Here is a 20,847-nt window from a genome sequence, read left to right as displayed (position 1 = left end):
CGAAAACGTTTTCGGCCTACCGTACATCAAGCACCGAGCGCATGGCACGCTTGACTCCTGCGCATAAGTAGTGAGTATTTGCCCATCGCCGGGACAAATGCTCGTCTCGGTCACTGGGAGGATATCCATGAAACTGACACCCTTTATTGTGGGCGCGCTGACCCTTGCGCTGGCCTCGTCGGCTTCGGCCGAAACACTGACCATCGCCACGGTCAACAATGGCGATATGATCCGCATGCAGGCCCTGTCGCCCGCGTTCACCACCGAAACCGGGATCGATCTGAACTGGGTTGTGCTCGAAGAAAACACCTTGCGGCAGAACGTCACCACCGACATCGCCACCAATGGCGGCCAGTATGACGTGATGACCATCGGCACCTACGAAGCCCCGATCTGGGCCAAGCAGGGCTGGCTGGTGCCGCTCGACGCGCTGAGCGCCGACGCCACCTATGATGTCGACGACATCCTGCCCGCCATTCGCGGCGGCCTGTCGGTTGATGGCAAGCTCTACGCCGCCCCGTTCTATGGTGAATCTTCCATGGTCATGTACCGTAAGGATCTGATGGAAAAGGCCGGGCTGACCATGCCCGACGCGCCGACCTGGGAATTCATCGGCCAGGCCGCCCGCGCCATGACCGACCGCGCCAACGACATCAACGGCATCTGCCTGCGCGGCAAGGCCGGCTGGGGCGAGAACATGGCCTTCCTGACCGCCATGTCCAATTCCTTCGGTGCCAGCTGGTTCGATGAGAACTGGAAGCCGCAATTCGACAGCCCCGAATGGAAGTCGACCCTGGACACCTATCTGTCGCTGATGACCGATGCCGGCCCGGCCGGTGCGTCGTCCAACGGCTTCAACGAAAACCTGACGCTGTTCCAGCAGGGCAAGTGCGGCATGTGGATCGACGCCACAGTTGCGGCGTCCTTCGTCACCGGCAAGGACTCCACCGTCGCCGACCAGGTCGGTTTCGCCCTGGCGCCCGACAATGGCCTGGGCAAGCGCGGCAACTGGCTCTGGGCCTGGTCGCTGGCCGTTCCCACCAGTTCCCAGCATGCCGAAGCCGCCGAAAAGTTCATCAACTGGGCAACCAACAAGGCCTATCTGGCAACCGTTGCCGAAAAGGAAGGCTGGGCCGCCGTGCCGCCGGGCACCCGCACCTCGCTCTATGAAAATGCGGACTACCAGGCTGCTGCGCCCTTCGCCAAGATGACGCTGGACTCGATCAATTCGGCCGATCCGACCAAGCCGTCGGTCAAGCCGGTGCCTTATGTCGGCATCCAGTTCGTCGCCATTCCCGAGTTCGCGGGCATCGGCACCAATGTCGGCCAACTGTTCTCGGCAGCGCTTGCCGGCCAGATGTCCGCCGACGATGCCCTGGCCCAGGCCCAGGACGCCACGACGCGCGACATGACCCGCGCCGGCTATATCAAGTAGGTAAACTCTCCAAGCAACTGACGGTCGGAGAACCTGACCGTCATCGTCCCCCTCACCCTAACCCTCTCCCCAGAGGGGCGAGGGGATAGCTTCAGCGTCGGTGGCAACATGCTGCCCAAAACGCGATATATCCCCTCGCCCCTCTGGGGAGAGGGTTAGGGTGAGGGGTTCTGGCCCCGCAACAGTAGCCTGGAGACAAGCAGTAATGGCCACTGCCCAAACGCGCACCCTTGCCCGCACGATGATGTTGCCGTCCGTCGTGCTGTTGTTCATCTGGATGATCGTGCCGCTGGTGATGACGTTGTGGTTCTCGTTCCAGAACTACTCCTTGATCAACCCGATGATGACCGGCTTTGCCGGCTGGGCCAACTACATCTACGTCATCGGCGATCCCAGCTTTACCCAGTCGCTGGTCAATACCTTGATCCTGGTGCTGGGCGTGCTGGTGATCACCGTGGTCGGCGGCACCTTCATTGCGCTGCTGCTCGACCAGCCGGTCTGGGGCCAGGGCGTCCTGCGCATCCTGGTGATCTCGCCCTTCTTCGTCATGCCCCCGGTTGCGGCGCTGATCTGGAAGAACGGCTTCATGCATGCCGACTACGGCCTGCTGGCCCACCTCTGGCGCGTCTTCGGGCTGCGACCGATCGACTGGTTCGCCCAATATCCGCTCTTGTCGGTCATCATCATCGTCGCCTGGCAATGGCTGCCTTTCGCCACGCTGATCCTGTTGACCGCCCTGCAATCGCTGTCCGAGGAACAGCGCGAAGCCGCCGAGATGGATGGCGCCAATGCCCTGAACCGGTTCTGGTACATCATCATGCCGCATATGGCGCGGGCGGTGACCATCGTCATCCTGATCCAGACCATTTTCCTTCTGGGCATCTTCGCCGAGATCCGCGTCACCACCGGGGGCGGGCCGGGCTATGCCTCCACCAACATCGCCTTCCTGGTGTTCCGAACGGGTATCCTCTCCAACGACATCGGCGCCGGCTCTGCCGGCGGCATGGTCGCCGTCGTCATTGCCAACATCGTGGCGTTTTTCCTGATGCGGGCTGTCGGCAAGAACCTGGATGCGTGAGATGAGCCAAGACCCATCGGCATCGCTCATGTTCACTGCTCCCCCCGAGGGGGATGGTGAGACATCCCCAACCCTTGGCGCAAGGAGCTAGCCATGGCACGTAATGTTTCCACGCCGGCCAAGGTCGGCTTCACCATCGGCGCCTGGCTCGTCGCCCTGCTGCTGTTCTCGCCCATCCTGTGGGTGATCCTGACCGCCTTCAAGACCGAGGCCGAGGCAATCGCCAATCCGCCCACCTTCGTGCCGCAGACCTTCACGCTGGAGAACTTCGGCGCCGTGCAGGACCGCTCGGACTATATCAAGCACGTCACCAATTCGATCGTGGTCTCGCTGGGCTCGACCCTTCTGGGCCTGCTGATCGGCATTCCCGCCGCCTGGTCCATGGCCTTTGCGCCCACCAAAAAGACCAAGGACATCCTGATGTGGATGCTCTCCACCAAGATGATGCCGGCTGTGGGCGTCCTGATCCCGATCTACCTGATCTTTCGCGACCTGCGCCTGCTCGATACCGTGCATGGCCTGACCATCATCATGACGCTGATCAACCTGCCGATCATCATCTGGATGCTGTATACCTATTTCAAGGAAATCCCCGTCGATATCCTGGAGGCCGCGCGCATGGATGGGGCCGAACTGTGGAACGAGATCGTCCACGTGCTGGTGCCCATGGCCGTGCCCGGCATTGCCTCGACGCTGCTGCTCAACGTCATCCTGGCCTGGAACGAAGCCTTCTGGACCATAACGCTGACCTCGGGCCGCGCCGGCACGCTGACCGCCTTCATCTCCTCGTTCTCGAGCCCGCAGGGCCTGTTCCTGGCCAAGCTCTCGGCCGCCTCGCTCCTGGCCATCGCACCCATCCTGCTGCTCGGCTGGTTCAGCCAGAAGCAACTGGTTCGGGGTTTGACCTTTGGAGCGGTGAAATGAGCATGCGCCGGATCAAACTTATCCCCACTGGCGCCAAGCCGAGTAGTCTTGGCCTCATCACCCCGCTGGGCGGCCTGCAGGCAAACAGTAGTGGAGTGAGCCGGGTGCGGCTTTTGCCTGCTGCACAGGTTCGAGCGCCGGCCGCTGCGTGGCGAGCGACCACGCGGCGCGTTTCTCCGGCGCTGCTCCAAAAACCGGCGCCCCGAGGCGGTTTTCGTCTCACTAAAAAACCTATCAGAGGCGAACGCCGCCTCGGGGTCCGCTCATTGTTTTTGCCCGGAGGCGCCTGCGCCATCCGGCGTCTTGGCACGTCCACTCCTGCAAACCTGTCGTCTGCAAAGGACTACTGAAATGGGTTCCATCTCCCTCTCGCACGTCAACAAGTCCTTTGGCGACGTCCAGGTCATCCCCGATATCACGCTCGACATCCAGGATGGCGAGTTCGTGGTCTTCGTCGGCCCTTCCGGTTGCGGCAAGTCCACCTTGCTGCGCCTGATCGCGGGCCTAGAGGACACCACCGGCGGCCAGATTCTGCTCGATGGTGCCGACATGACCAAGGCACCGCCGGCGCGCCGGGGCCTGGCCATGGTGTTCCAGTCCTATGCGCTTTATCCGCATATGAGCGTGCGCGACAACATCGCCTTCCCGCTTAAGATGGCCAAGATGCCCAAGGAGCAGATCGACGCAAAGGTGGAATACGCCGCGCGCACCCTGAACCTGGGCTCATATCTCGATCGCCGCCCGCGCGCCCTGTCCGGTGGCCAGCGCCAGCGCGTCGCCATCGGCCGCGCCATCGTGCGCGAACCCAAGGCCTTCCTGTTCGACGAGCCGCTCAGCAATCTCGACGCGGCGCTGCGCGTCAATATGCGACTGGAAATCACCGAACTGCATCAGCAGCTCAAGACCACGATGATCTACGTCACCCACGACCAGGTCGAGGCCATGACCATGGCCGACCGCATTGTCGTGCTCAATGCCGGCAATGTGGAACAGTTTGGCTCACCGCTCGATCTCTACAACAAGCCTGCCAACCGCTTCGTCGCCGGCTTCATCGGCAGCCCTAAGATGAACTTCATCGATGGCGCCGAAGCCGGCAAATACCAGGCCCACTCCATCGGCGTGCGACCCGAGCACTTCACCCTGTCCCGCACACCCTCCCCCGGCGCCTGGAAGGGCACGGTCGCCGTGGCCGAACTGCTCGGCAGCGACACGTTCCTCCACGTCAATGTCGATGGCTTTGGGCTCTTCACCGTCCGCACCGGGGGCGAAGACACCTATCAACACGGCGACGACGTCTTCCTGACGCCCGAGCCGACGCGCATCTATAAATTCGGGCCTGATGGCAAAGCGCTTTAGGCCGGACTAAGGACTAAGTATATGACCACCAAGCTCTCCGCCGCCACGCTCGACGCCGTCGCCGGAACGGCATCGATTCCGCAATACGACCGGAGCAGCCTGACCGCCGGCATCGTTCATTTCGGCGTCGGCAACTTCCATCGCGCCCACCAGGCGGTCTATCTCGACGACCTATTCGCTACCGGCAGCGATCACGACTGGGCTCTGGTCGGTGCCGGCGTGCGCGCGGCGGATGAGGCGATGCGCCAAAAACTGTTGGATCAGGATTTGCTCACCACCGTGGTCGAGCAGGAGGCCGAGACCAGCACGGCCCGCGTCACCGGTGCGATGATCGATTACCTTCAGCCCGGCGATAGCGCCGCCATCATCGACAAGCTGAGCGATCCCGCTATCCGCATCGTCTCGCTGACCATCACCGAAGGTGGCTACTACATCGATCCGGCATCGCAAAAATTCGATCCCAAGCACCCCGATATAGCCTATGACGCGGCCCACTTTGACGCGCCCAGGACCGCGTTCGGCCTGATCCTGGGCGGCCTGCTGGCGCGCCGCGCCGCTGGTGTCCAGCCGTTTACCGTGATGAGTTGCGACAACATTCCCGGCAACGGCCACGTCACCGAAAACGCAGTGATCGGCCTGGCGGCGCTGCTTGATCCCGAACTCGCCACCTGGGTCAAGGCCAATGTTGCCTTCCCCAACGGCATGGTCGATCGCATCACGCCCGCGACCTCGGATCGCGAACGCGCCCTTTTGGCCGACGATTTTGCGATCGAGGATAATTGGCCGGTATTCTGCGAAAACTTCCGCCAATGGGTGCTGGAGGACAAGTTCCCCGCCGGCCGGCCGGCTCTGGAAAAGGTCGGTGTGCAATTCGTTGATGACGTGGCGCCCTATGAACACATGAAGATCCGTATCCTCAATGGCGGGCACGCGACCATCGCCTATCCCGCCGGGCTGATGGACATTCATTTCGTGCACGCGGCGATGGAAAACCAGCTGGTCGCTGCCTTTCTGAGGAAAGTCGAGAACGACGAGATCATCCCCGTCGTCCCGCCGGTGCCCGATACTAACCTCGACGATTATCTCGCTCTCTGCACCCGCCGCTTCGCCAATCCCAAGATTGGCGACACCGTTCGCCGGCTGGCTTTCGACGGCTCCAACCGCCAACCTAAATTCATCATTCCCTCCGCCGCCGATCGCGTTGCGGCCGGGCAGTCCGTGACTGGCCTGACTCTCGTCTCTGCCCTGTGGTGCCGCTACTGCTTCGGCACCACCGATTCGGGTGCGCCCATCGAGCCGAACGATCCAAGCTGGGAGCGTTTGACCACCCAGGCCAAGCTGGCGAAAGATGATCCCGGGGCCTGGCTCGCGATGAGTGACATCTATGGTGACCTCGCGAACGATGCGAGGTTTGCTGCAGCGTTCAGCCACGCATTGACGACGCTCTGGTCGATTGGAACCAAGGCGACGCTGGAGCGCTATCTGGCCGACCAATTGTGATCGGCGCCGGAAGCCCCGCCAACTGGATAAGTCTTCTCCCCGGGGAGCGGAAACAGATCGCACCGGACCGATGATCGACCTGATCATCTTCGATTGCGATGGCGTCCTCGTCGATAGCGAGCCGCTCGCCATGCGGATACTCGTCGCCGCTATCGCTGCGCAGGGCATTACCATCACGCTCGAGGCCGCCTATCGCGATTTCCTGGGACGCTCGCTGGCCGCGATCTCGTCTAGCCTGCTCGATGCCCACGGCGCTCCGCTCGGTCCGGCCGCGCTCGCCAGCATGCGTGGCGACCTTTATGCGCTCTACCGCCAGGAACTGCGCCCCAGCCCCGGCCTGCCCGAAATGCTTGGCCGGCTGAACGTGCCATTCTGCGTCGCCTCTTCGTCCGAGCTCGAACGCATCCGCCTGAGCCTTGCACTCACCGGCCAATTGCCCTGGTTCGAGCCGCATGTCTTTTCCGCCAGCATGGTGGAAAACGGCAAACCCGCGCCCGATTTGTTTCTTCATGCTGCACGGCAAATGGATGTCCAACCCGCCAATTGCCTGGTCATCGAGGATAGCCCCGCCGGCATCGCTGCCGCCCGCGCTGCCGGCATGGCGGTGTTTGCCTATACGGGGGGCAGCCACGTCGCGCCGGCCCGGTTGCAGGCCGCTGTCGCCGCCCTGCACCCCGACATGATTTTCAACGATATGCACACCCTGCCCGATCGGCTAAACTTGCCTCGAACCAACAAGAAGGCGCCATAGCGTTGCAGCAAAGCCTCCTGGTGGCAGTGGATGTGGGCACGGGGAGTGCCAGGGCCGGAGTCTTGACGCCGCAGGGCGCCCTGCTTGGCCGTGCCGAACAGCCCATCGCCATGAACCGCACCGATGCCAATCACGCCGAGCACGACAGCCAGAACATCTGGTTTGCCGTTTGCTGTGCAGTGCGGGGCGCCATGGCCCTGGCCCAGGCCGATCCTGCAGCGGTCGTCGGCCTCGGCTTTGACGCCACCTGTTCGCTCGTCGTGCGCGACAGCCGTGGCGCGCCCCTCAGCGTGTCCACTAACGGCCTGCCGCGCTGGGACACCATCGTCTGGCTCGACCATCGTGCCTTGGCGCAGGCCCAGGAATGCACCGCCACCGGGCACGACGTGCTGAAATATGCCGGCGCCGCCATGTCACCGGAAATGGAAGTGCCCAAGCTGATGTGGCTCAAGCGCCATCTGCCGGCGACCTGGACCAGCGCCGGCCAAATCTTCGACCTCGCCGACTTCCTGTCCTGGAAAGCCACCGGATCGCTGGCCCGCAGCCAATCGACGCTGGTCGCCAAATGGACCTATCTGGGCCATCTGACTGCGCCCTGGCGCCGCGATTTTTTGGCTTTGGTCGGCCTTGAGGATTTGTTCGAGCATGCCGGCCTGCCCGAAACCGCAAGCCCGGTCGGCGCCGATCTCGGCCCGCTCACCCCCGCTGCTGCCGCCGAACTGGGCCTGACCCCGGCATGCCGGGTCGGTGCCGGACTGATCGATGCCCATGCCGGCGCTCTTGGGGTGCTCGGCAGCTTTGCCGGGGATGTCGATACCATCGACCGGCACCTGGCCCTGATCGCCGGCACCTCTAGCTGCGTCATGGCGCTATCGGCCGAAGAGCGTCCGACTCCTGGCGTCTGGGGCCCTTATTTCGGCGCCGTCCTGCCAGGCGTCTGGCTCAACGAAGGCGGCCAATCCGCCACCGGGGCCCTGCTCGATCACATCATCAGATCGCACGGCGCCGGTGGCGAGCCGACACCCGCCATGCACACCCGCATCGCCGATCGTGTCGCGACACTGCGGGCGCGGGACGGCCAGGATTTCGCGCCGCGCCTGCACGTGCTCCCGGATTTTCACGGCAACCGGTCCCCACTCGGGGATTCCCATGCGCTTGGCGTCATCTCGGGCCTCACGCTCGACAGCGATTTCGACAGCCTGTGCCGGCTCTACTGGCGCACCGCCGTTGCCATCGCGCTGGGCGTCCGTCACATCCTCGAAACCCTCAATACCCGCGGCTACGCCATCGATACGCTGCACGTCACCGGCGGCCACACCAAGAACCCGCTGCTGATGGAACTCTATGCCGATGCCACCGGCTGTACCGTGGTCGAACCCGCCGCCAAGGACGCAACGCTCTTGGGCATGGCCATGGTCGCAGCGACTGCGGCCGGGCTTTACCCCAGCCTCGACCAGGCTTGCATCGCCATGCACCAGGGCGGCACGGAGCGTAAGCCTGACCCCACGGCCCGCCTGCGCTTCGACAAGGACTACGCGATTTTTTTGGAGATGCTGCGGCAGCGGCAGATTATCGACGCGATGGGTTAAGGCCCCCTGATCCGCCTCAAACCGCAACCCACTTGTTCATCCGTCCCGCCTATCCCTTGCCGCCAACACAGGCTAAGGTTTGACCGGGAAGTCAAAAATCGTGGCACTTGAAGCGAGCGACGCGAACGCATGTCGATCAAAGCCGCAATTTACCATCTGACCCATTATAAATACGACCGTCCGGTCGTTCTGCAGCCCCAGATCATCCGGCTCCAGCCTGCGCCCCACAGCAAGACCAAGGTCTTGAGCTATTCCTTGCGGGTGTCGCCGAGCAAGCATTTTGTCAATGTGCAGCAAGACCCCTACGGCAATTTCCTGACCCGCTTCGTCTTTCCCGAACCGGTGACCGAACTCAAGATCGAAGTCGATCTCGTGGCCGACATGACGGTCTATAATCCGTTCGATTTCTTCGTCGAGGAAAGCGCCGAAATCTGGCCTTTCGAGTACCCCGCAGATATCCGGGCCGACTTGTCGATCTATACGCAGCCCGAACCGGTCGGCCCGCTGCTGGCAACGTTCCTCGCCGGCATCGACCGCACGCCGATGAATACGGTGAACTTCGTCACCGCCATCAATGCCTCCATCCAGCAGCATATCGCCTATATCGTGCGCCTGGAAACCGGCGTCTGGAGCCCCGAGGAAACGCTTGGCAACGCGCGTGGCTCCTGCCGCGATTCCAGCTGGCTGCTGGTCCAGACCTTGCGCAATCTGGGCTTGGCCGCACGCTTCGTTTCCGGCTACCTGATCCAGCTCAAGCCCGATCTGGTCGCGCTGGATGGCCCCGCCGGCACCGACCACGATTTCACCGACCTGCATGCCTGGTGCGAAGTCTATCTGCCCGGCGCCGGCTGGGTCGGGCTTGATCCGACCTCGGGCCTGCTGACCGGGGAATCGCACGTGCCGCTGGCCGCAACGCCGCATTACCGCAACGCTGCCCCGATATCGGGCTTTGCCAGCTACGCCGAAGTCGATTTCGCCTTCGACATGCGCGTCGATCGCGTTGCCGAGCATCCCCGCATCACCAAGCCGTTCTCCGATGCCGCCTGGGATGAGCTCAATGCCTTGGGCCATCAGGTCGATCAGGTGCTGGTCGACAACGATGTCCGGCTCACCATGGGCGGCGAGCCCACTTTCGTGTCCATCGACGATTTCGAGGCCGACGAATGGAACACCGGCGCCGTTGGCCCCACCAAGCGCGCGCTGGCCGATGACCTGATCCGGCGCCTGCGCACGCGTTTTGCACCCACCGGCCTTCTGCATTATGGCCAAGGCAAGTGGTATCCCGGCGAAACCCTGCCGCGCTGGACGTTTTCGCTCTATTGGCGGCTCGACGGCAAACCGGTCTGGAACGACGAGGCTCTCATCGCCCGCGAAGGCGTCAAGACCGCCGCCACCCATGAGGATGCCAGAAAATTCCTCGATGCCTTTGCCCATAATCTGGGCCTGACCGGCGACACCATCGACGAAGCCTATGAAGACCCCGGCGAATGGCTGCTCAAGGAGGCCAATCTCCCGGCCAATGTCGATCCCGCCAACTCCCAACTGGCCGATCCCGAAGCCCGCTCGCGCATTGCCCGCGTGTTCGAGCGCGGCCTCACCAATCCCACCGGCTACGTGTTGCCGGTGCAGCGCTGGAATGCGCAGGCATCGAGCCCCTGGCTCACCGAAAAATGGAAGACGCGCCGGGGCAAACTGTTCCTTGCGCCCGGCGATAGTCCGGCCGGCTATCGCCTGCCACTGTCGGCGCTGAAACATCTCAAGCCTACCGATTACCCGCATGTGGTTGCCCAGGATCCCGGCGAGCCGCGCGGTCCCCTGCCCATGCCCGCTGAGGTCTCGGCCCGCCTGACAGCCGATCCGCGTGCCCAGACGGCGGCGGCCTTTACCGCCGCGAGCAAGCAGCAGGACCGCACCGAACAGGAGATCAGCGAGATCGAAGGCGAGGTGCGCACCGCCGTCACCGCCGAAGTGCGCGACCACCGCCTCTGCGTGTTCCTGCCGCCGGTGGAAAAGCTGGAGGACTACCTCGAACTGGTTGCCGCGACGGAAGCGGCGGCCAAGGCCATCGGCCTGCCGGTACATCTTGAGGGCTATGCCCCGCCACACGATCCACGGCTGAACGTCATCCGCGTCGCGCCCGATCCGGGCGTCATCGAGGTCAACATCCATCCCGCCGGCAATTGGGACGACTGCGTCGCGACCACGACGGCGATCTACGAGGAGGCCCGGCAGAGCCGGCTCGGCGCCGACAAGTTCATGATCGATGGCCGCCACACCGGCACCGGTGGCGGCAACCACGTCGTGGTCGGCGGCGCGACGCCTGCCGACTCGCCCTTCCTGCGCCGCCCCGACCTGCTCAAATCGCTGGTCTTGCATTGGCAGCGTCATCCGGCCATGAGCTACATGTTCTCCGGGCTGTTCATCGGCCCCACCAGCCAGGCGCCGCGCTTCGACGAGGCGCGTCACGATAGCCTTTACGAACTCGAAATCGCCATGGCGCAGGTGCCCCATCCTTCCTCCGGCCTGCCGGAGCCGCGCCCCTGGCTGGTCGATCGGCTGTTCCGCAACCTGCTGGCCGATGTCACCGGCAACACCCATCGCTCGGAAATCTGCATCGACAAGCTCTATTCTCCTGACGGCCCCACCGGTCGGCTGGGCCTGGTGGAATTCCGCGGCTTCGAGATGCCGCCCAATGCGCGCATGGCTTCGGCCCAACAGGTGCTGGTGCGCGCCCTCATAGCTCGGTATTGGACCACCCCGCTCGATGGCGCGTTCGTGCGCTGGGGCACCACCCTGCACGATCGCTTCATGCTCCCTCACTATGTCTGGGCGGACTTCCTCGATGTCCTCTCCGACCTGAAAACCCACGGCTTTACGCTCGATCCCGCCTGGTTCGCGGCCCAGCTCGAATTCCGCTTCCCGTTCTGCGGCGACGTCGCATATGAAGGGGTAAAACTTGAACTGCGCCAGGCGCTTGAGCCTTGGCATGTCATGGGCGAACAGGGCGCCATCGGCGGCACCGTGCGCTTTGTTGATTCATCGGTTGAACGTCTTCAAGTCAAACTCGAAGGCATTAATCCACAGCGTTATACGGTGACCTGCAACGGCCGGCCGGTCCCGCTCGACCGCACCGACACTGCCGGCACGGCCATTGCCGGTGTGCGCTACAAAGCCTGGCAACCCGCTTCCGGCATGCATCCCGAACTGCCCGTCAACACTCCGTTGGTGTTCGATATTTATGACCTTTGGAGCCAGCGCCCCGTCGGCGGCTGCGTCTATCATGTCGCCCATCCGGGTGGCCGCAGCTACGACACTTTCCCCGTCAACGGCAACGAGGCCGAAGCGCGCCGCCTCGCCCGCTTCGTGCCGCAGAACTATTCCGGCGGCAGCTTCATTCTGCACGACGAAACGCCTGCGCAGGAATTTCCGCTGACCCTTGACCTGCGCCGTCCGCCAAGGTGACCTGAGCGCAATGGAAACCCGCAACCATAAGCCTCACGGTACGGCCCCTGCCGGCCCCAGCATCATCGCTGACTACCGCCGGCAACCGGGTGTGCCCGATGAGATGATCGATCCGGCGGGCAATATCCGCCCCGGCTGGTCGGCGCTGATGCGCGCTTTCGATGATCTGGGCCCGACCGAACTGGCCGCTCGTTTCGAGCGCGCCGATCAGTATCTGCGCGACGCCGGTGTGTTCTACCGCAAATATGACGGCGCTGCGGGCAAGGAACGCGCCTGGCCGCTGGCCCATATCCCGCTTTTGATCGACGAGGCCGATTGGACGCGGATCAGCGATGGCCTGGTTCAGCGCGCCGAGCTGCTCGAACAGATCGTCGCCGACATCTATGGTGACAACACCCTGGTCCAGCGTGGCCTCTTGCCGCCTGATCTGGTCGCCCGCAACAACGAGTTCCTGCGTCCCCTCGTCGGCGTCAAACCCGCCTCGGGTCATTTCCTGCACTTCTGCGCATTCGAGCTGGGCCGCGGCCCCGATGGCGCCTGGTGGGTCCTGGGGGATCGCACGCAAGCCCCGTCAGGGGCTGGCTTTGCCCTGGAAAACCGCGTCGCCACCACCAGCGCGCTGTCCGACATTTATGCCAACATGAACGTGCATCGCCTGGCCGGCTTTTTCCGCGGCTTTCGCGACACGCTGTTTGCCCAGGGTCGGCGCGATGGCGGCCGCGTCGGCATCCTGACGCCCGGCCAGCTCAACGAAACCTATTTCGAGCACGCCTATATTGCCCGCTATCTCGGTCTGATGCTGCTCGAAGGTGAGGACATTACCGTCGAGGACGGCAAGGTCATGGTGCGCACCGTCGCCGGGCTCAAGCCGGTCAGCGTGCTATGGCGCCGCGTCGATGCGTCTTTCACCGATCCGCTCGAATTGCGCTATGACAGCCGCATCGGCACGCCCGGCCTGGTCGAGGCCCTGCGCCACGGCTCGATCTCGATGATTAACGCACTGGGCACCGGCATTCTGGAAACCCGCGCCCTCGCCGCCTTCTTGCCGCGCCTGTCCAAGGCCATTGCCCGCCGGCCGCTGGAATTGCCTGAAATCGCCACCTGGTGGTGCGGCCAACCAGCCGAGCGCGACTATGTCATCGACAATTTCGACAAGCTGATGATCGGTCCGGCCTTCGCCACCACCCTGCCGTTCGACGATCCGCGCGGCACCGCGCTAGGCTCCTCGATGACGCCCGAGCAAAAGGCCGAGCTGATCGCCCGTATTCGCGCCAATGGCGCTGATTATGTCGGCCAGGAACAGGTACAACTGTCGACCGCCCCGGTCTATGTTGATGGTACGCTGCAGCCGCGCCCGATCACGCTGCGCGTCTATGCCGCCCGCACAGACGCCGGCTGGACCATCATGCCCGGCGGGTTTGCCCGCGTCGGTTCGTCCTCCGATACCACGGCCATCGCCATGCAGCGCGGCGGCCAAGCGGCTGACGTCTGGGTGGTCAGCAACAAGCCGGTCGAGCGCGTCTCGCTGCTGCCCAGGGATGGCCAGAAGCTGGTGCGCAATTCGCCCGGCAGCTTGCCCAGCCGCGCCGCCGACAACCTGATCTGGCTTGGCCGCTACGCCGAACGCTGCGAAGCCACGGTGCGGATCCTACGCGCCTATAATGCGCGCCTGGCCGAGCTCAGCAAGGCCGACCTGCCTATCCTGACCCACACGCGCGAATTTCTTGAAACCATCGATGTCGATGCCACCGATGCTTTGCCTCAAGGCTTGCTCGCCAGCATCGACAGTGCCGTGCACAGCGCCAGCCAGATCCGCGACCGCTTTTCACCCGATGGCTGGCTGGCCCTGGCCGATCTGCAGAAATCGGCGCAACGCTTTGCTGCCCGCGTAGAGCCCGGTGATGACGCCACCCGCGCGATGACCGTTCTCCTGCGCAAGCTGGCCGGGTTTTCGGGGCTGGTGCATGAAAACATGTATCGCTTCGCCGGCTGGCGCTTTCTTGAACTCGGGCGCCGCCTTGAACGCGCCATGCAGATCGCCCGCATCGCCGCCTGGCTCACCGACCGCGGGGCGCCCGACGGCTCGCTGGAAATGCTGCTGGAAATCGGCGACAGCGTCATGTCGCACCGTCGCCGCTACTCGGTAAGCGCCGGGACCCAAAGCGCTATCGACCTATTGGTGCTCGATCCGCTCAATCCCCGCTCGGTGTTGTTCCAACTGACCGAGCTGCGCGCCCAGATCGAAATACTGCCCGGCGGCGTCGATGACGGCCAGCTCTCTCCGGCCGCCAAGGCCGCCCTGCAAGTGCATACCGATCTGGTTATTGCCGAGCCTGCCGATATGACCCCCGAACGCCTCGAAAAACTGGCGGCCGATATCGGCATGCTGTCCAGCCTCGTCGCGGCTGCTTATTTCGTGTAGCCGCCATGCTTTATGACGTGAAAATGGACCTGCACTACGATTACGACGCAACCGTTCATGGTGGACGCCACCTGATCCGCGTTGCCCCCATCAACGTGCCCGGCGTCCAGCGTGTCGTTGCCGCCAGCCTTTCGTTTGAGCCCCGTCCGCATCGCGAAAGCTACTTCAGCGATTTCTTCGGCAATTCAGTCACGACCATCACCTATGCCGCCCCACATGACACGCTCGACGTGCGCCTGTCCGCCCGGGTGCAGGTGGAGGACATCCATCCTCCGGCCGATCTGTCGCCAAATCTGGCTGGCCTCACTGAGGAAATTGCCCGTTTCTGGTCTGTCGCCCCCAACAGTCCGCATCACTTTCTGGCCGCCTCGCCGCGTGTGAAGGCCGATCCTGACATCACCCAATACACGCGTGACGTCATGGTCGGAACGCCCTCGGTGCAGGCGGCGGCCATGAGCCTTTGCCTCGCCATTCACCGCGATTTTGCTTATGACCCCAAGGCCACCGATGTCGCCACCAAGCCATCGGAGGCCTTTGTTCTGCGCAAGGGCGTGTGCCAGGATTTCGCTCACGTCATGATCGCGGGCCTGCGCGGTGTTGGCGTTCCTGCCGGTTATGTTTCGGGTTTTTTGCGCACCATTCCACCCGCGGGCAAAGCCCGGCTCGAAGGCGCTGATGCCATGCATGCCTGGGTGCGTGTCTGGTGCGGCCAGCATGCCGGCTGGATCGAGTTCGATCCCACCAATGCCATCATCGCCGGCCCTGATCATATTTCCATCGGCCACGGCCGCGACTATGGCGACATTTCACCCATCGTCGGCGTGCTCAAGACCCATGGTGGCCACGAGGCCACGCAGGCCGTCGACGTCGTCCGGGTCGAATAACCTGCGTTTATCGAGAATGGAACCAAACCGAGCACTGCCCGTTCACTGGGCAGGCGCACTACACCGCATACCATTGCGACTTTTCAGGGTCTCGACAGCCAGGAAGTCGGTTACGGAGGCGATATGACTAACATGGAAATCAAGGCTCTCGACGATGCCGGCCGCACCTCCATGGTCTGGTCGCCCGAAGGGTACGATGGGCAAACCCATTATGGCGCGGTATTGCGCTCGTTGGTCCCGTCCTTGTTGATCCTTATGGCCGTAGTTGCCCTCATGATGTTTGTTCTCTAGCCGCTTCCACTGGAACCTTAGCGTCAACATAAAGGAGTGTTCCCATGACCTTAGGCACAATTCTTATCATCATACTGATCTTGCTGCTGATCGGCGCCTTGCCCAATTGGGGCTATTCGCGCGGCTTCGGCTACTTCCCGTCCGGTATTCTCGGCGTGGTTCTCGTGGTCATCCTGATTCTGGTACTGATGGGCCGAATCTAGCGCCACATCGTCGATCATTACCCAGCCGCTGGCCTCGACGGCTGGGCCACCTGCGTTTCGCGGCAGGGAACAATCCCTGTATCGCCGCGTTTCCCGTTTGTTTAATGGAGCGTCACAATGGCCACTACCCCCGATCTTGCCCCGACCCGTCCGCCTGCAGCCGAGCCGATACGTCGCGCCGCGAACCGCACCAACAGCCGGGTCAAGGAAGCGCAGCTTGAAGACCAGATTGCCCAACTGCAGACCGATCTCAAGGCGATTGCTTCGACCCTGACCAAGCTCACCAACAGCAAGGTCGCCGAAGTGCGCGATGTTGCGACCAGCGAAGCGCGCCATTTGCAGCGCCAAGGCCAGAGTGTCATTGAGGATGTACAGGATCAGGCCGGCGCGCTTGAACAGCAGCTCAAGGATACCATCCGCGAGAAACCGCTGACGGCCGTCGCCAGTGCCATCGGCATCGGCTTTGTTCTTGCCCTGTTGTCGCGCCGCTAGTCGCCATGGGACTGCTGGCGCAACTCGCCGCGTTCTTGGGCTTTGAAGTCGCGGAAATTACCGATCGATTGAAGCGACTGGCCATTGCCAATGCCTTCATCGGCCTTTTCGGGCTTTTGACGATCGTCTTTCTTCTGGTTGCCGGCTTTTTGGCTCTGGCGGCACAGCTCGGCCCGATCAACGCCGCGCTGATTTTTGCGGGTGTTTTCTTGGTGCTGGGGGCGGCCGTGTATTTCGGCATGATGCTGGGTGAAAACAGCCGCAAGCGCCGTGTCACCGAAAAACGCCGCTCTACCGAAACCAGCGCCTTCGTGACCACGGCGGCAATTACCGCCCTGCCGATACTGCTGCGATCGCCCGTGCTGCGTAATATTGGGCTGCCGCTGGCAGCGGTCGTGGCGGCGGCGCTGTATCTCGGCAAGTCGCACGACGATAATCCCGGCGCCTGATTGGCGCCGGGTGCTAGGCTGGCAGCGGTATCCAGATATCGGCAGCCACGCCCTCGGGTTCGAACCTGAGCTTGACTTCGCTGTCCAACACCTTTGCCAGGCTTCTTTCGATCAATCGAACCCCCAGGCCGGCCTCGGTTGGCGTGTTTACACCTGGCCCGCCACGTTCGCGCCAATGCAGCGAAACCCCGCGCTCTGGCTCACCGCGCACGTCCCAATTGATGCTGACCACGCCCTCGCCGTTCGACCAAGCACCGTAGCGATGGGCATTGGTGGTCAGTTCGTGCAGGATTAATCCGAGCCCCAATGCGTGGTCCGCCGGCAGCGCCACGTCATCGCCACGCACCTCGGCGCGGTCGGGATTGCTGATGAAATGGGCCCCAAGCTGGGATCCTAGCACTTCGTAGAGCTGTATGCCGGACCAGTCGCGGTCGGCGAGCAGCACGTGCGCATCCGAAATCGTGCGCAACCGCCCCGAAAAGGCATCGATGAACTGCTTGGGATCGGGATTGTGCCGAATGGTCTGCCGCGCCACCGACTGGATCATTGCTAGTGTGTTCTTGACCCGGTGGTTCAGCTCGCGCAGCAGCAATCGCGTCTGCTCGGCACTTTGTTTGCTTTCCGTGATATCCAGGCTGGCGCCCATCATGATCAGCGGCTTGCCCTGGGCATCGCGCTGATAAACCCGCCCGCGCATCGTCAACCAGCGTCCACTGGCCCCGATTCGTGCCTCGGCATTGTAGTCCAGACCATCGGCGAAGCTGGCACTCATGCCTTCTTCCACGATGTGCCGATCCCGCACGTCATGGGCCGACAGCACCTCCTCGAAATTGATCAGGCCGATGTCGGGCAATCCGTACATCCGCCGGAACGTGTCGTTGCACGATATTTCTCCGGTCCTGATGTCCCACACCCAGCTGCCGACCTTGCCTGCTTCCAAGGTCAGCGCATGGCGCCATTCTTCCTTGATCAAAGCGGCCGCCACGCGCGCGCGCACCCGCGCCTCGTCCTTGAGCGAAAACAAGGTCGCCGCCATGTCCGCCATGTCGACCAGTTGCGCGATCAAGGCGGGTTCAATGACGGGTCTGGGTTCCGTGCCCATCACGCACAGGGTTCCGAGCCGCTGTCCGCGCACGACGATCGGCGCCCCCACGTAAAACCGCACATGGGGCGGACCAATCACGAACGGATTGGTCTTGAAGCGCTCGTCCTCCAGCATGTCCGGCACCAGGAGATGGTCACGGTCGAGCGCGGCAATGGCATGCGCACAAAACGAGACTTCGGTGGCCGTCTCGGTCAGACCGTCCATGCCAAAGCAGGAGCGAAACCATTGCCGGTCGGAATCGAGCAGCGTAACCAAGGCAAATTCGGAGCCGAACAACCGTGCCACGATCCGCGTCAGCCGATCGAAATCCTTGTCCGGTTCGGAGTCCATAATGTCGAGCGCCGCAAGGACTTCATGACGTGCCGGATCCCCCATAACCCTTTGGACCTCGTCCGGAAGGGGAGCTATCTTATCAATCACGTCTTGTCCTGAAACTAATGCCCGCCGGACAGGGAACTCTACCAACGATATTGGCGCATCGAAAACGCACCGTGACGCACTAGGTTGCACTGTGGCAATCATTTTTTTGGATCACCTTCGTTCAGCAGAACCCCAGCCGGCAGCATGACCTTGAGCGCTTGCGGATGAACCTTGAGAATAACCACGCGGTCAAGGCCGATCAACTCGCCATCGATGACTGCCTTGGCGCCGCGTTTGCGACTGGGAAACCGCAAGGTCAGCTCGGTGACCTCGTTTTCCGACACCATGGGGCTGGCGCGCCAGGTGCCCAAAAGCACGTCGAACGCCAGCTTCGCCATCGCCGAAGTGGACATCGGCGCGGCCACGTAAACGCCAAGCAAGGCGGCATCGAGCCGATCGGCGTGCGGAATATGTCCATCGCCCAACGGATTGTTGCTGACGGCGATACCCGCCACCTTGAGCACCTCCACGCCTTGGTCGGTGTGCACTTCGGCGGCAAATTCAGGCGGGTTGATCACCGTCGAGCCAATGGCACGCAAGCTGGCCAGCATCTTGCCAACCCGGCTGCTATAGCTCATGCGCTCGCGGATGCGCACCAGACGCGCATGCACGCCGACACCGAACTGGTGCACGAAGGGACGATCGTTGGCCGTGGCGATGTCAACTGCACCCACCATACCCCCGGCGATGGCCTCCAGCGCCTCCGGCAAGGTCAGCGGCATCCCCAGCGCGCGGGCGAAAAGGTTCATCGTACCGGCCGGCAACACGCCCAGCGGCACGCCGCTGCTATAAGCGATCCCTGCTGCGGTCGAGATCGTGCCGTCCCCGCCCCCGGCCAGGATGGCGTCGATCCCTGGAGTCTGTGCCGCCTGCCGCAATGTGGCCTCGACCCTGCGGCCCTTGACAACACGGCATTCCAGCTCATGTCCGTGCCGATGGAAAATTGCCTGGGCCTGCGTCGAGAAGACGTCGAGGTCCATGGTCCTGAGCGTGCCGCCATCGCGGTTAAGGACGGCTACAAAGCGCACGGGAGTCTCCGAAAATTCAGGCCGAAGGCACCGGCCGTTTCGCGCCTTCCAGGTTTGGCAGCGGCACCGTAACTGAAAGGCCGCCCGATGCGCGCCGTTCGTAAACCGGCACGCCGCCAAACTGCTGCGCCAGCTGCTTGATGATCACCGACCCCAAGCCGCCATCGCCCGGTTCAACCGTCTCAGGTACGCCGCGTCCATCATCGAATACCACCAGCGTCGGCCAGTCGCCATGGCCTCGAAACAGTTTCACCACGATTCGTCCGCTGCGCCCATCCGCGAACGCATGCTTATAGGCATTGGTCACCAGTTCGCCGACCACGATGCCGATCGTGGTGGCATCGCGCGCATTGATGACGATCGGCTCTACCTCGCCAACCAGTTCGACGGCATCGGCTCCGGTGGCCGTGGATTTGAGATCGTCGAGAACTGCAGTCAGGAATTCTTGGGCGTCTGTGGTTTCCAGATCCCCGCCCAGCCGCAGCCGTCGATGCGATGACGCGATGGCGTGCACCCGACCGCGCGCGGCCTCCAGAGCATCGCGCACTTCGCCGGATTTGGAGCGCATCAACTGCAGCCCAAGCAGCGAGGATACCGTGGCCAGCGAATTGCCAATCCGGTGATTGGTATCTTGCAGCAACGCTTCCACCCGTTCGCGCTCGCGTTCGGCATGGATCGTGGCCTCTTGGAGCGCCTGCGTGCGCTCATGCACGCGTAACTCCAGCGTCTCGTTTTCCATGCGCAAGGCGTTTTGCGTACTGGCCAGCGCGCTGATGTCCTGCCGCGTTCGGCCCAACAGGGACACGCCAAGGATACCTGCGCCTGCAAGAGCCGCCAGGATAGCGCCCACTAGCCAGCGGCGCGTGCCGTCCATGTCCTCGTTTCGGCCTAACAGGTTCTCGTTTTCTTCGGCGATGAACTGCCCCAGTGTACGGCGCACATCTTCCATCAGGCGCGCACCCATGCCGGTATCGGTCAGCGTCTGCGCCTGTTGCTGGCGCTGGGTGGCATAGAGCTCCACCGTGCGTGCCATCTCCGCCATCTTGATGCTGATCTGCCCGACAATGCTTTGCACGCGCTCCCGCTGGGCCGCGTCGTTCTGGGTTGCCGCAATCAAACCATCGATCTGCGCATCGATGCTCGAGGCAGCGCGCTCATAGGGTTCGAGATAGTCGGCGTCCCCGGTCAGAAGGTAGCCGCGCTGGTTGCTCTCGGCCTCGCTCAACGCGATGGTAAGTTCCTGGGCCTGCGCGCGCACGTCGTTGCTGTGCCGCACATCCTCGATCTGGTTTTGCACGCCCTGCACCAGAAATAGCGCCGATAACCCGGCTATTACTGCCAGCGCCAGCGACACTACGGTCGCAAAGCGTCGCCCGCCTTTAGGTGCAACCGCTACCGCCATCGATCCTGCCGAATTCACTGCGGTGCTCATCCGGTCCGCTCTCTGTCGTCGATCCA

Annotated in this window: 17 protein-coding genes; 14 read left to right on the top strand and 3 right to left on the bottom strand. The window is 63.0% G+C overall.

Going from position 1 to position 20,847, the window contains the following annotated elements; translation table 11 throughout:
- The first annotated feature begins 127 nt into the window (after nt 1-127).
- From ACFE8X_RS16080 to ACFE8X_RS16015, 14 genes are all read left to right on the top strand, one after another.
- Nucleotides 128-1,435 (top strand): ABC transporter substrate-binding protein, encoded by a 1,308-nt coding sequence (locus tag ACFE8X_RS16080; RefSeq protein WP_375452510.1) that lies wholly within the window; start codon nt 128-130, stop codon nt 1,433-1,435.
- Between the two features lie 205 nt (nt 1,436-1,640).
- Nucleotides 1,641-2,513: a carbohydrate ABC transporter permease gene (locus tag ACFE8X_RS16075; RefSeq protein WP_375452509.1), complete on the top strand. Its 873-nt coding sequence runs from the start codon at nt 1,641-1,643 to the stop codon at nt 2,511-2,513.
- Nucleotides 2,514-2,606: 93 nt separating this feature from the next.
- Nucleotides 2,607-3,437: a carbohydrate ABC transporter permease gene (locus ACFE8X_RS16070; RefSeq protein WP_375452508.1), complete on the top strand. Its 831-nt coding sequence runs from the start codon at nt 2,607-2,609 to the stop codon at nt 3,435-3,437.
- A gap of 351 nt (nt 3,438-3,788) precedes the next feature.
- The gene (locus ACFE8X_RS16065) at nt 3,789-4,793 is read left to right on the top strand and encodes an ABC transporter ATP-binding protein (RefSeq protein WP_375452507.1); all 1,005 of its coding nucleotides are present in this window, start codon (nt 3,789-3,791) and stop codon (nt 4,791-4,793) included.
- Nucleotides 4,794-4,814: 21 nt separating this feature from the next.
- Nucleotides 4,815-6,293, top strand: a complete 1,479-nt coding sequence (locus tag ACFE8X_RS16060) for a mannitol dehydrogenase family protein (protein ID WP_375452506.1) — start codon at nt 4,815-4,817, stop codon at nt 6,291-6,293.
- A gap of 70 nt (nt 6,294-6,363) precedes the next feature.
- Nucleotides 6,364-7,044 (top strand): HAD family hydrolase, encoded by a 681-nt coding sequence (locus ACFE8X_RS16055; protein ID WP_375452505.1) that lies wholly within the window; start codon nt 6,364-6,366, stop codon nt 7,042-7,044.
- 2 nt (nt 7,045-7,046) lie between these two features.
- The gene (locus ACFE8X_RS16050) at nt 7,047-8,633 is read left to right on the top strand and encodes an FGGY-family carbohydrate kinase (protein ID WP_375452504.1); all 1,587 of its coding nucleotides are present in this window, start codon (nt 7,047-7,049) and stop codon (nt 8,631-8,633) included.
- Nucleotides 8,634-8,762: 129 nt separating this feature from the next.
- Nucleotides 8,763-12,095: a DUF2126 domain-containing protein gene (locus ACFE8X_RS16045; RefSeq protein ID WP_375452503.1), complete on the top strand. Its 3,333-nt coding sequence runs from the start codon at nt 8,763-8,765 to the stop codon at nt 12,093-12,095.
- Nucleotides 12,096-12,105: 10 nt separating this feature from the next.
- On the top strand, nt 12,106-14,517 hold the full coding sequence (locus tag ACFE8X_RS16040) for a circularly permuted type 2 ATP-grasp protein (protein WP_375452502.1): 2,412 nt from the start codon (nt 12,106-12,108) through the stop codon (nt 14,515-14,517).
- A gap of 5 nt (nt 14,518-14,522) precedes the next feature.
- Nucleotides 14,523-15,401 (top strand): transglutaminase domain-containing protein, encoded by an 879-nt coding sequence (locus tag ACFE8X_RS16035; protein WP_375452501.1) that lies wholly within the window; start codon nt 14,523-14,525, stop codon nt 15,399-15,401.
- 123 nt (nt 15,402-15,524) lie between these two features.
- Nucleotides 15,525-15,692 (top strand): hypothetical protein, encoded by a 168-nt coding sequence (locus ACFE8X_RS16030; protein ID WP_375452500.1) that lies wholly within the window; start codon nt 15,525-15,527, stop codon nt 15,690-15,692.
- Between the two features lie 44 nt (nt 15,693-15,736).
- The gene (locus tag ACFE8X_RS16025; protein ID WP_082092705.1) at nt 15,737-15,895 is read left to right on the top strand and encodes a DUF3309 family protein; all 159 of its coding nucleotides are present in this window, start codon (nt 15,737-15,739) and stop codon (nt 15,893-15,895) included.
- A gap of 117 nt (nt 15,896-16,012) precedes the next feature.
- Nucleotides 16,013-16,387: a YqjD family protein gene (locus ACFE8X_RS16020; RefSeq protein WP_375452499.1), complete on the top strand. Its 375-nt coding sequence runs from the start codon at nt 16,013-16,015 to the stop codon at nt 16,385-16,387.
- 5 nt (nt 16,388-16,392) lie between these two features.
- Nucleotides 16,393-16,836 (top strand): phage holin family protein, encoded by a 444-nt coding sequence (locus tag ACFE8X_RS16015; protein ID WP_375452498.1) that lies wholly within the window; start codon nt 16,393-16,395, stop codon nt 16,834-16,836.
- Nucleotides 16,837-16,849: 13 nt separating this feature from the next.
- Here the strand turns inward: ACFE8X_RS16015 and ACFE8X_RS16010 are convergent, their stop codons facing one another.
- The 3 genes from ACFE8X_RS16010 to ACFE8X_RS16000 all read right to left on the bottom strand — a co-directional run bounded on the left by ACFE8X_RS16010 (nt 16,850) and on the right by ACFE8X_RS16000 (nt 20,821).
- The gene (locus tag ACFE8X_RS16010; RefSeq protein ID WP_375452497.1) at nt 16,850-18,271 is read right to left on the bottom strand and encodes a sensor histidine kinase; all 1,422 of its coding nucleotides are present in this window, start codon (nt 18,269-18,271) and stop codon (nt 16,850-16,852) included.
- A 188-nt stretch (nt 18,272-18,459) separates the two neighbouring features.
- Nucleotides 18,460-19,389, bottom strand: coding sequence for a diacylglycerol/lipid kinase family protein (locus ACFE8X_RS16005; protein WP_375452496.1), 930 nt, complete (start codon nt 19,387-19,389; stop codon nt 18,460-18,462).
- Nucleotides 19,390-19,405: 16 nt separating this feature from the next.
- Nucleotides 19,406-20,821 carry a sensor histidine kinase gene (locus ACFE8X_RS16000; RefSeq protein ID WP_375452495.1) on the bottom strand — a complete coding sequence of 472 codons (1,416 nt, stop codon included), beginning with the start codon at nt 20,819-20,821 and terminating at the stop codon, nt 19,406-19,408.
- Nucleotides 20,822-20,847 lie beyond the last annotated feature (26 nt).

Source organism: uncultured Devosia sp., assembly GCF_964244875.1.
Taxonomy (GTDB): Bacteria; Pseudomonadota; Alphaproteobacteria; order Rhizobiales; family Devosiaceae; genus Devosia.
This window is presented reverse-complemented; position numbering and strand designations above follow the sequence as displayed.

Excerpts from the sequence above, each read along its gene's own strand:
- ACFE8X_RS16000 (WP_375452495.1), bottom strand. The coding sequence starts at position 20,821 with ATGAGCACCGCAGTGAATTCGGCAGGATCGATGGCGGTAGCGGTTGCA.
- ACFE8X_RS16045 (WP_375452503.1), top strand. The coding sequence starts at position 8,763 with ATGTCGATCAAAGCCGCAATTTACCATCTGACCCATTATAAATACGAC.
- ACFE8X_RS16015 (WP_375452498.1), top strand. The coding sequence starts at position 16,393 with ATGGGACTGCTGGCGCAACTCGCCGCGTTCTTGGGCTTTGAAGTCGCG.
- ACFE8X_RS16055 (WP_375452505.1), top strand. The coding sequence starts at position 6,364 with ATGATCGACCTGATCATCTTCGATTGCGATGGCGTCCTCGTCGATAGC.
- ACFE8X_RS16060 (WP_375452506.1), top strand. The coding sequence starts at position 4,815 with ATGACCACCAAGCTCTCCGCCGCCACGCTCGACGCCGTCGCCGGAACG.
- ACFE8X_RS16080 (WP_375452510.1), top strand. The coding sequence starts at position 128 with ATGAAACTGACACCCTTTATTGTGGGCGCGCTGACCCTTGCGCTGGCC.
- ACFE8X_RS16075 (WP_375452509.1), top strand. The coding sequence starts at position 1,641 with ATGGCCACTGCCCAAACGCGCACCCTTGCCCGCACGATGATGTTGCCG.
- ACFE8X_RS16035 (WP_375452501.1), top strand. The coding sequence starts at position 14,523 with ATGCTTTATGACGTGAAAATGGACCTGCACTACGATTACGACGCAACC.
- ACFE8X_RS16010 (WP_375452497.1), bottom strand. The coding sequence starts at position 18,271 with ATGGACTCCGAACCGGACAAGGATTTCGATCGGCTGACGCGGATCGTG.
- ACFE8X_RS16040 (WP_375452502.1), top strand. The coding sequence starts at position 12,106 with ATGGAAACCCGCAACCATAAGCCTCACGGTACGGCCCCTGCCGGCCCC.
- ACFE8X_RS16070 (WP_375452508.1), top strand. The coding sequence starts at position 2,607 with ATGGCACGTAATGTTTCCACGCCGGCCAAGGTCGGCTTCACCATCGGC.
- ACFE8X_RS16065 (WP_375452507.1), top strand. The coding sequence starts at position 3,789 with ATGGGTTCCATCTCCCTCTCGCACGTCAACAAGTCCTTTGGCGACGTC.
- ACFE8X_RS16025 (WP_082092705.1), top strand. The coding sequence starts at position 15,737 with ATGACCTTAGGCACAATTCTTATCATCATACTGATCTTGCTGCTGATC.
- ACFE8X_RS16030 (WP_375452500.1), top strand. The coding sequence starts at position 15,525 with ATGACTAACATGGAAATCAAGGCTCTCGACGATGCCGGCCGCACCTCC.
- ACFE8X_RS16020 (WP_375452499.1), top strand. The coding sequence starts at position 16,013 with ATGGCCACTACCCCCGATCTTGCCCCGACCCGTCCGCCTGCAGCCGAG.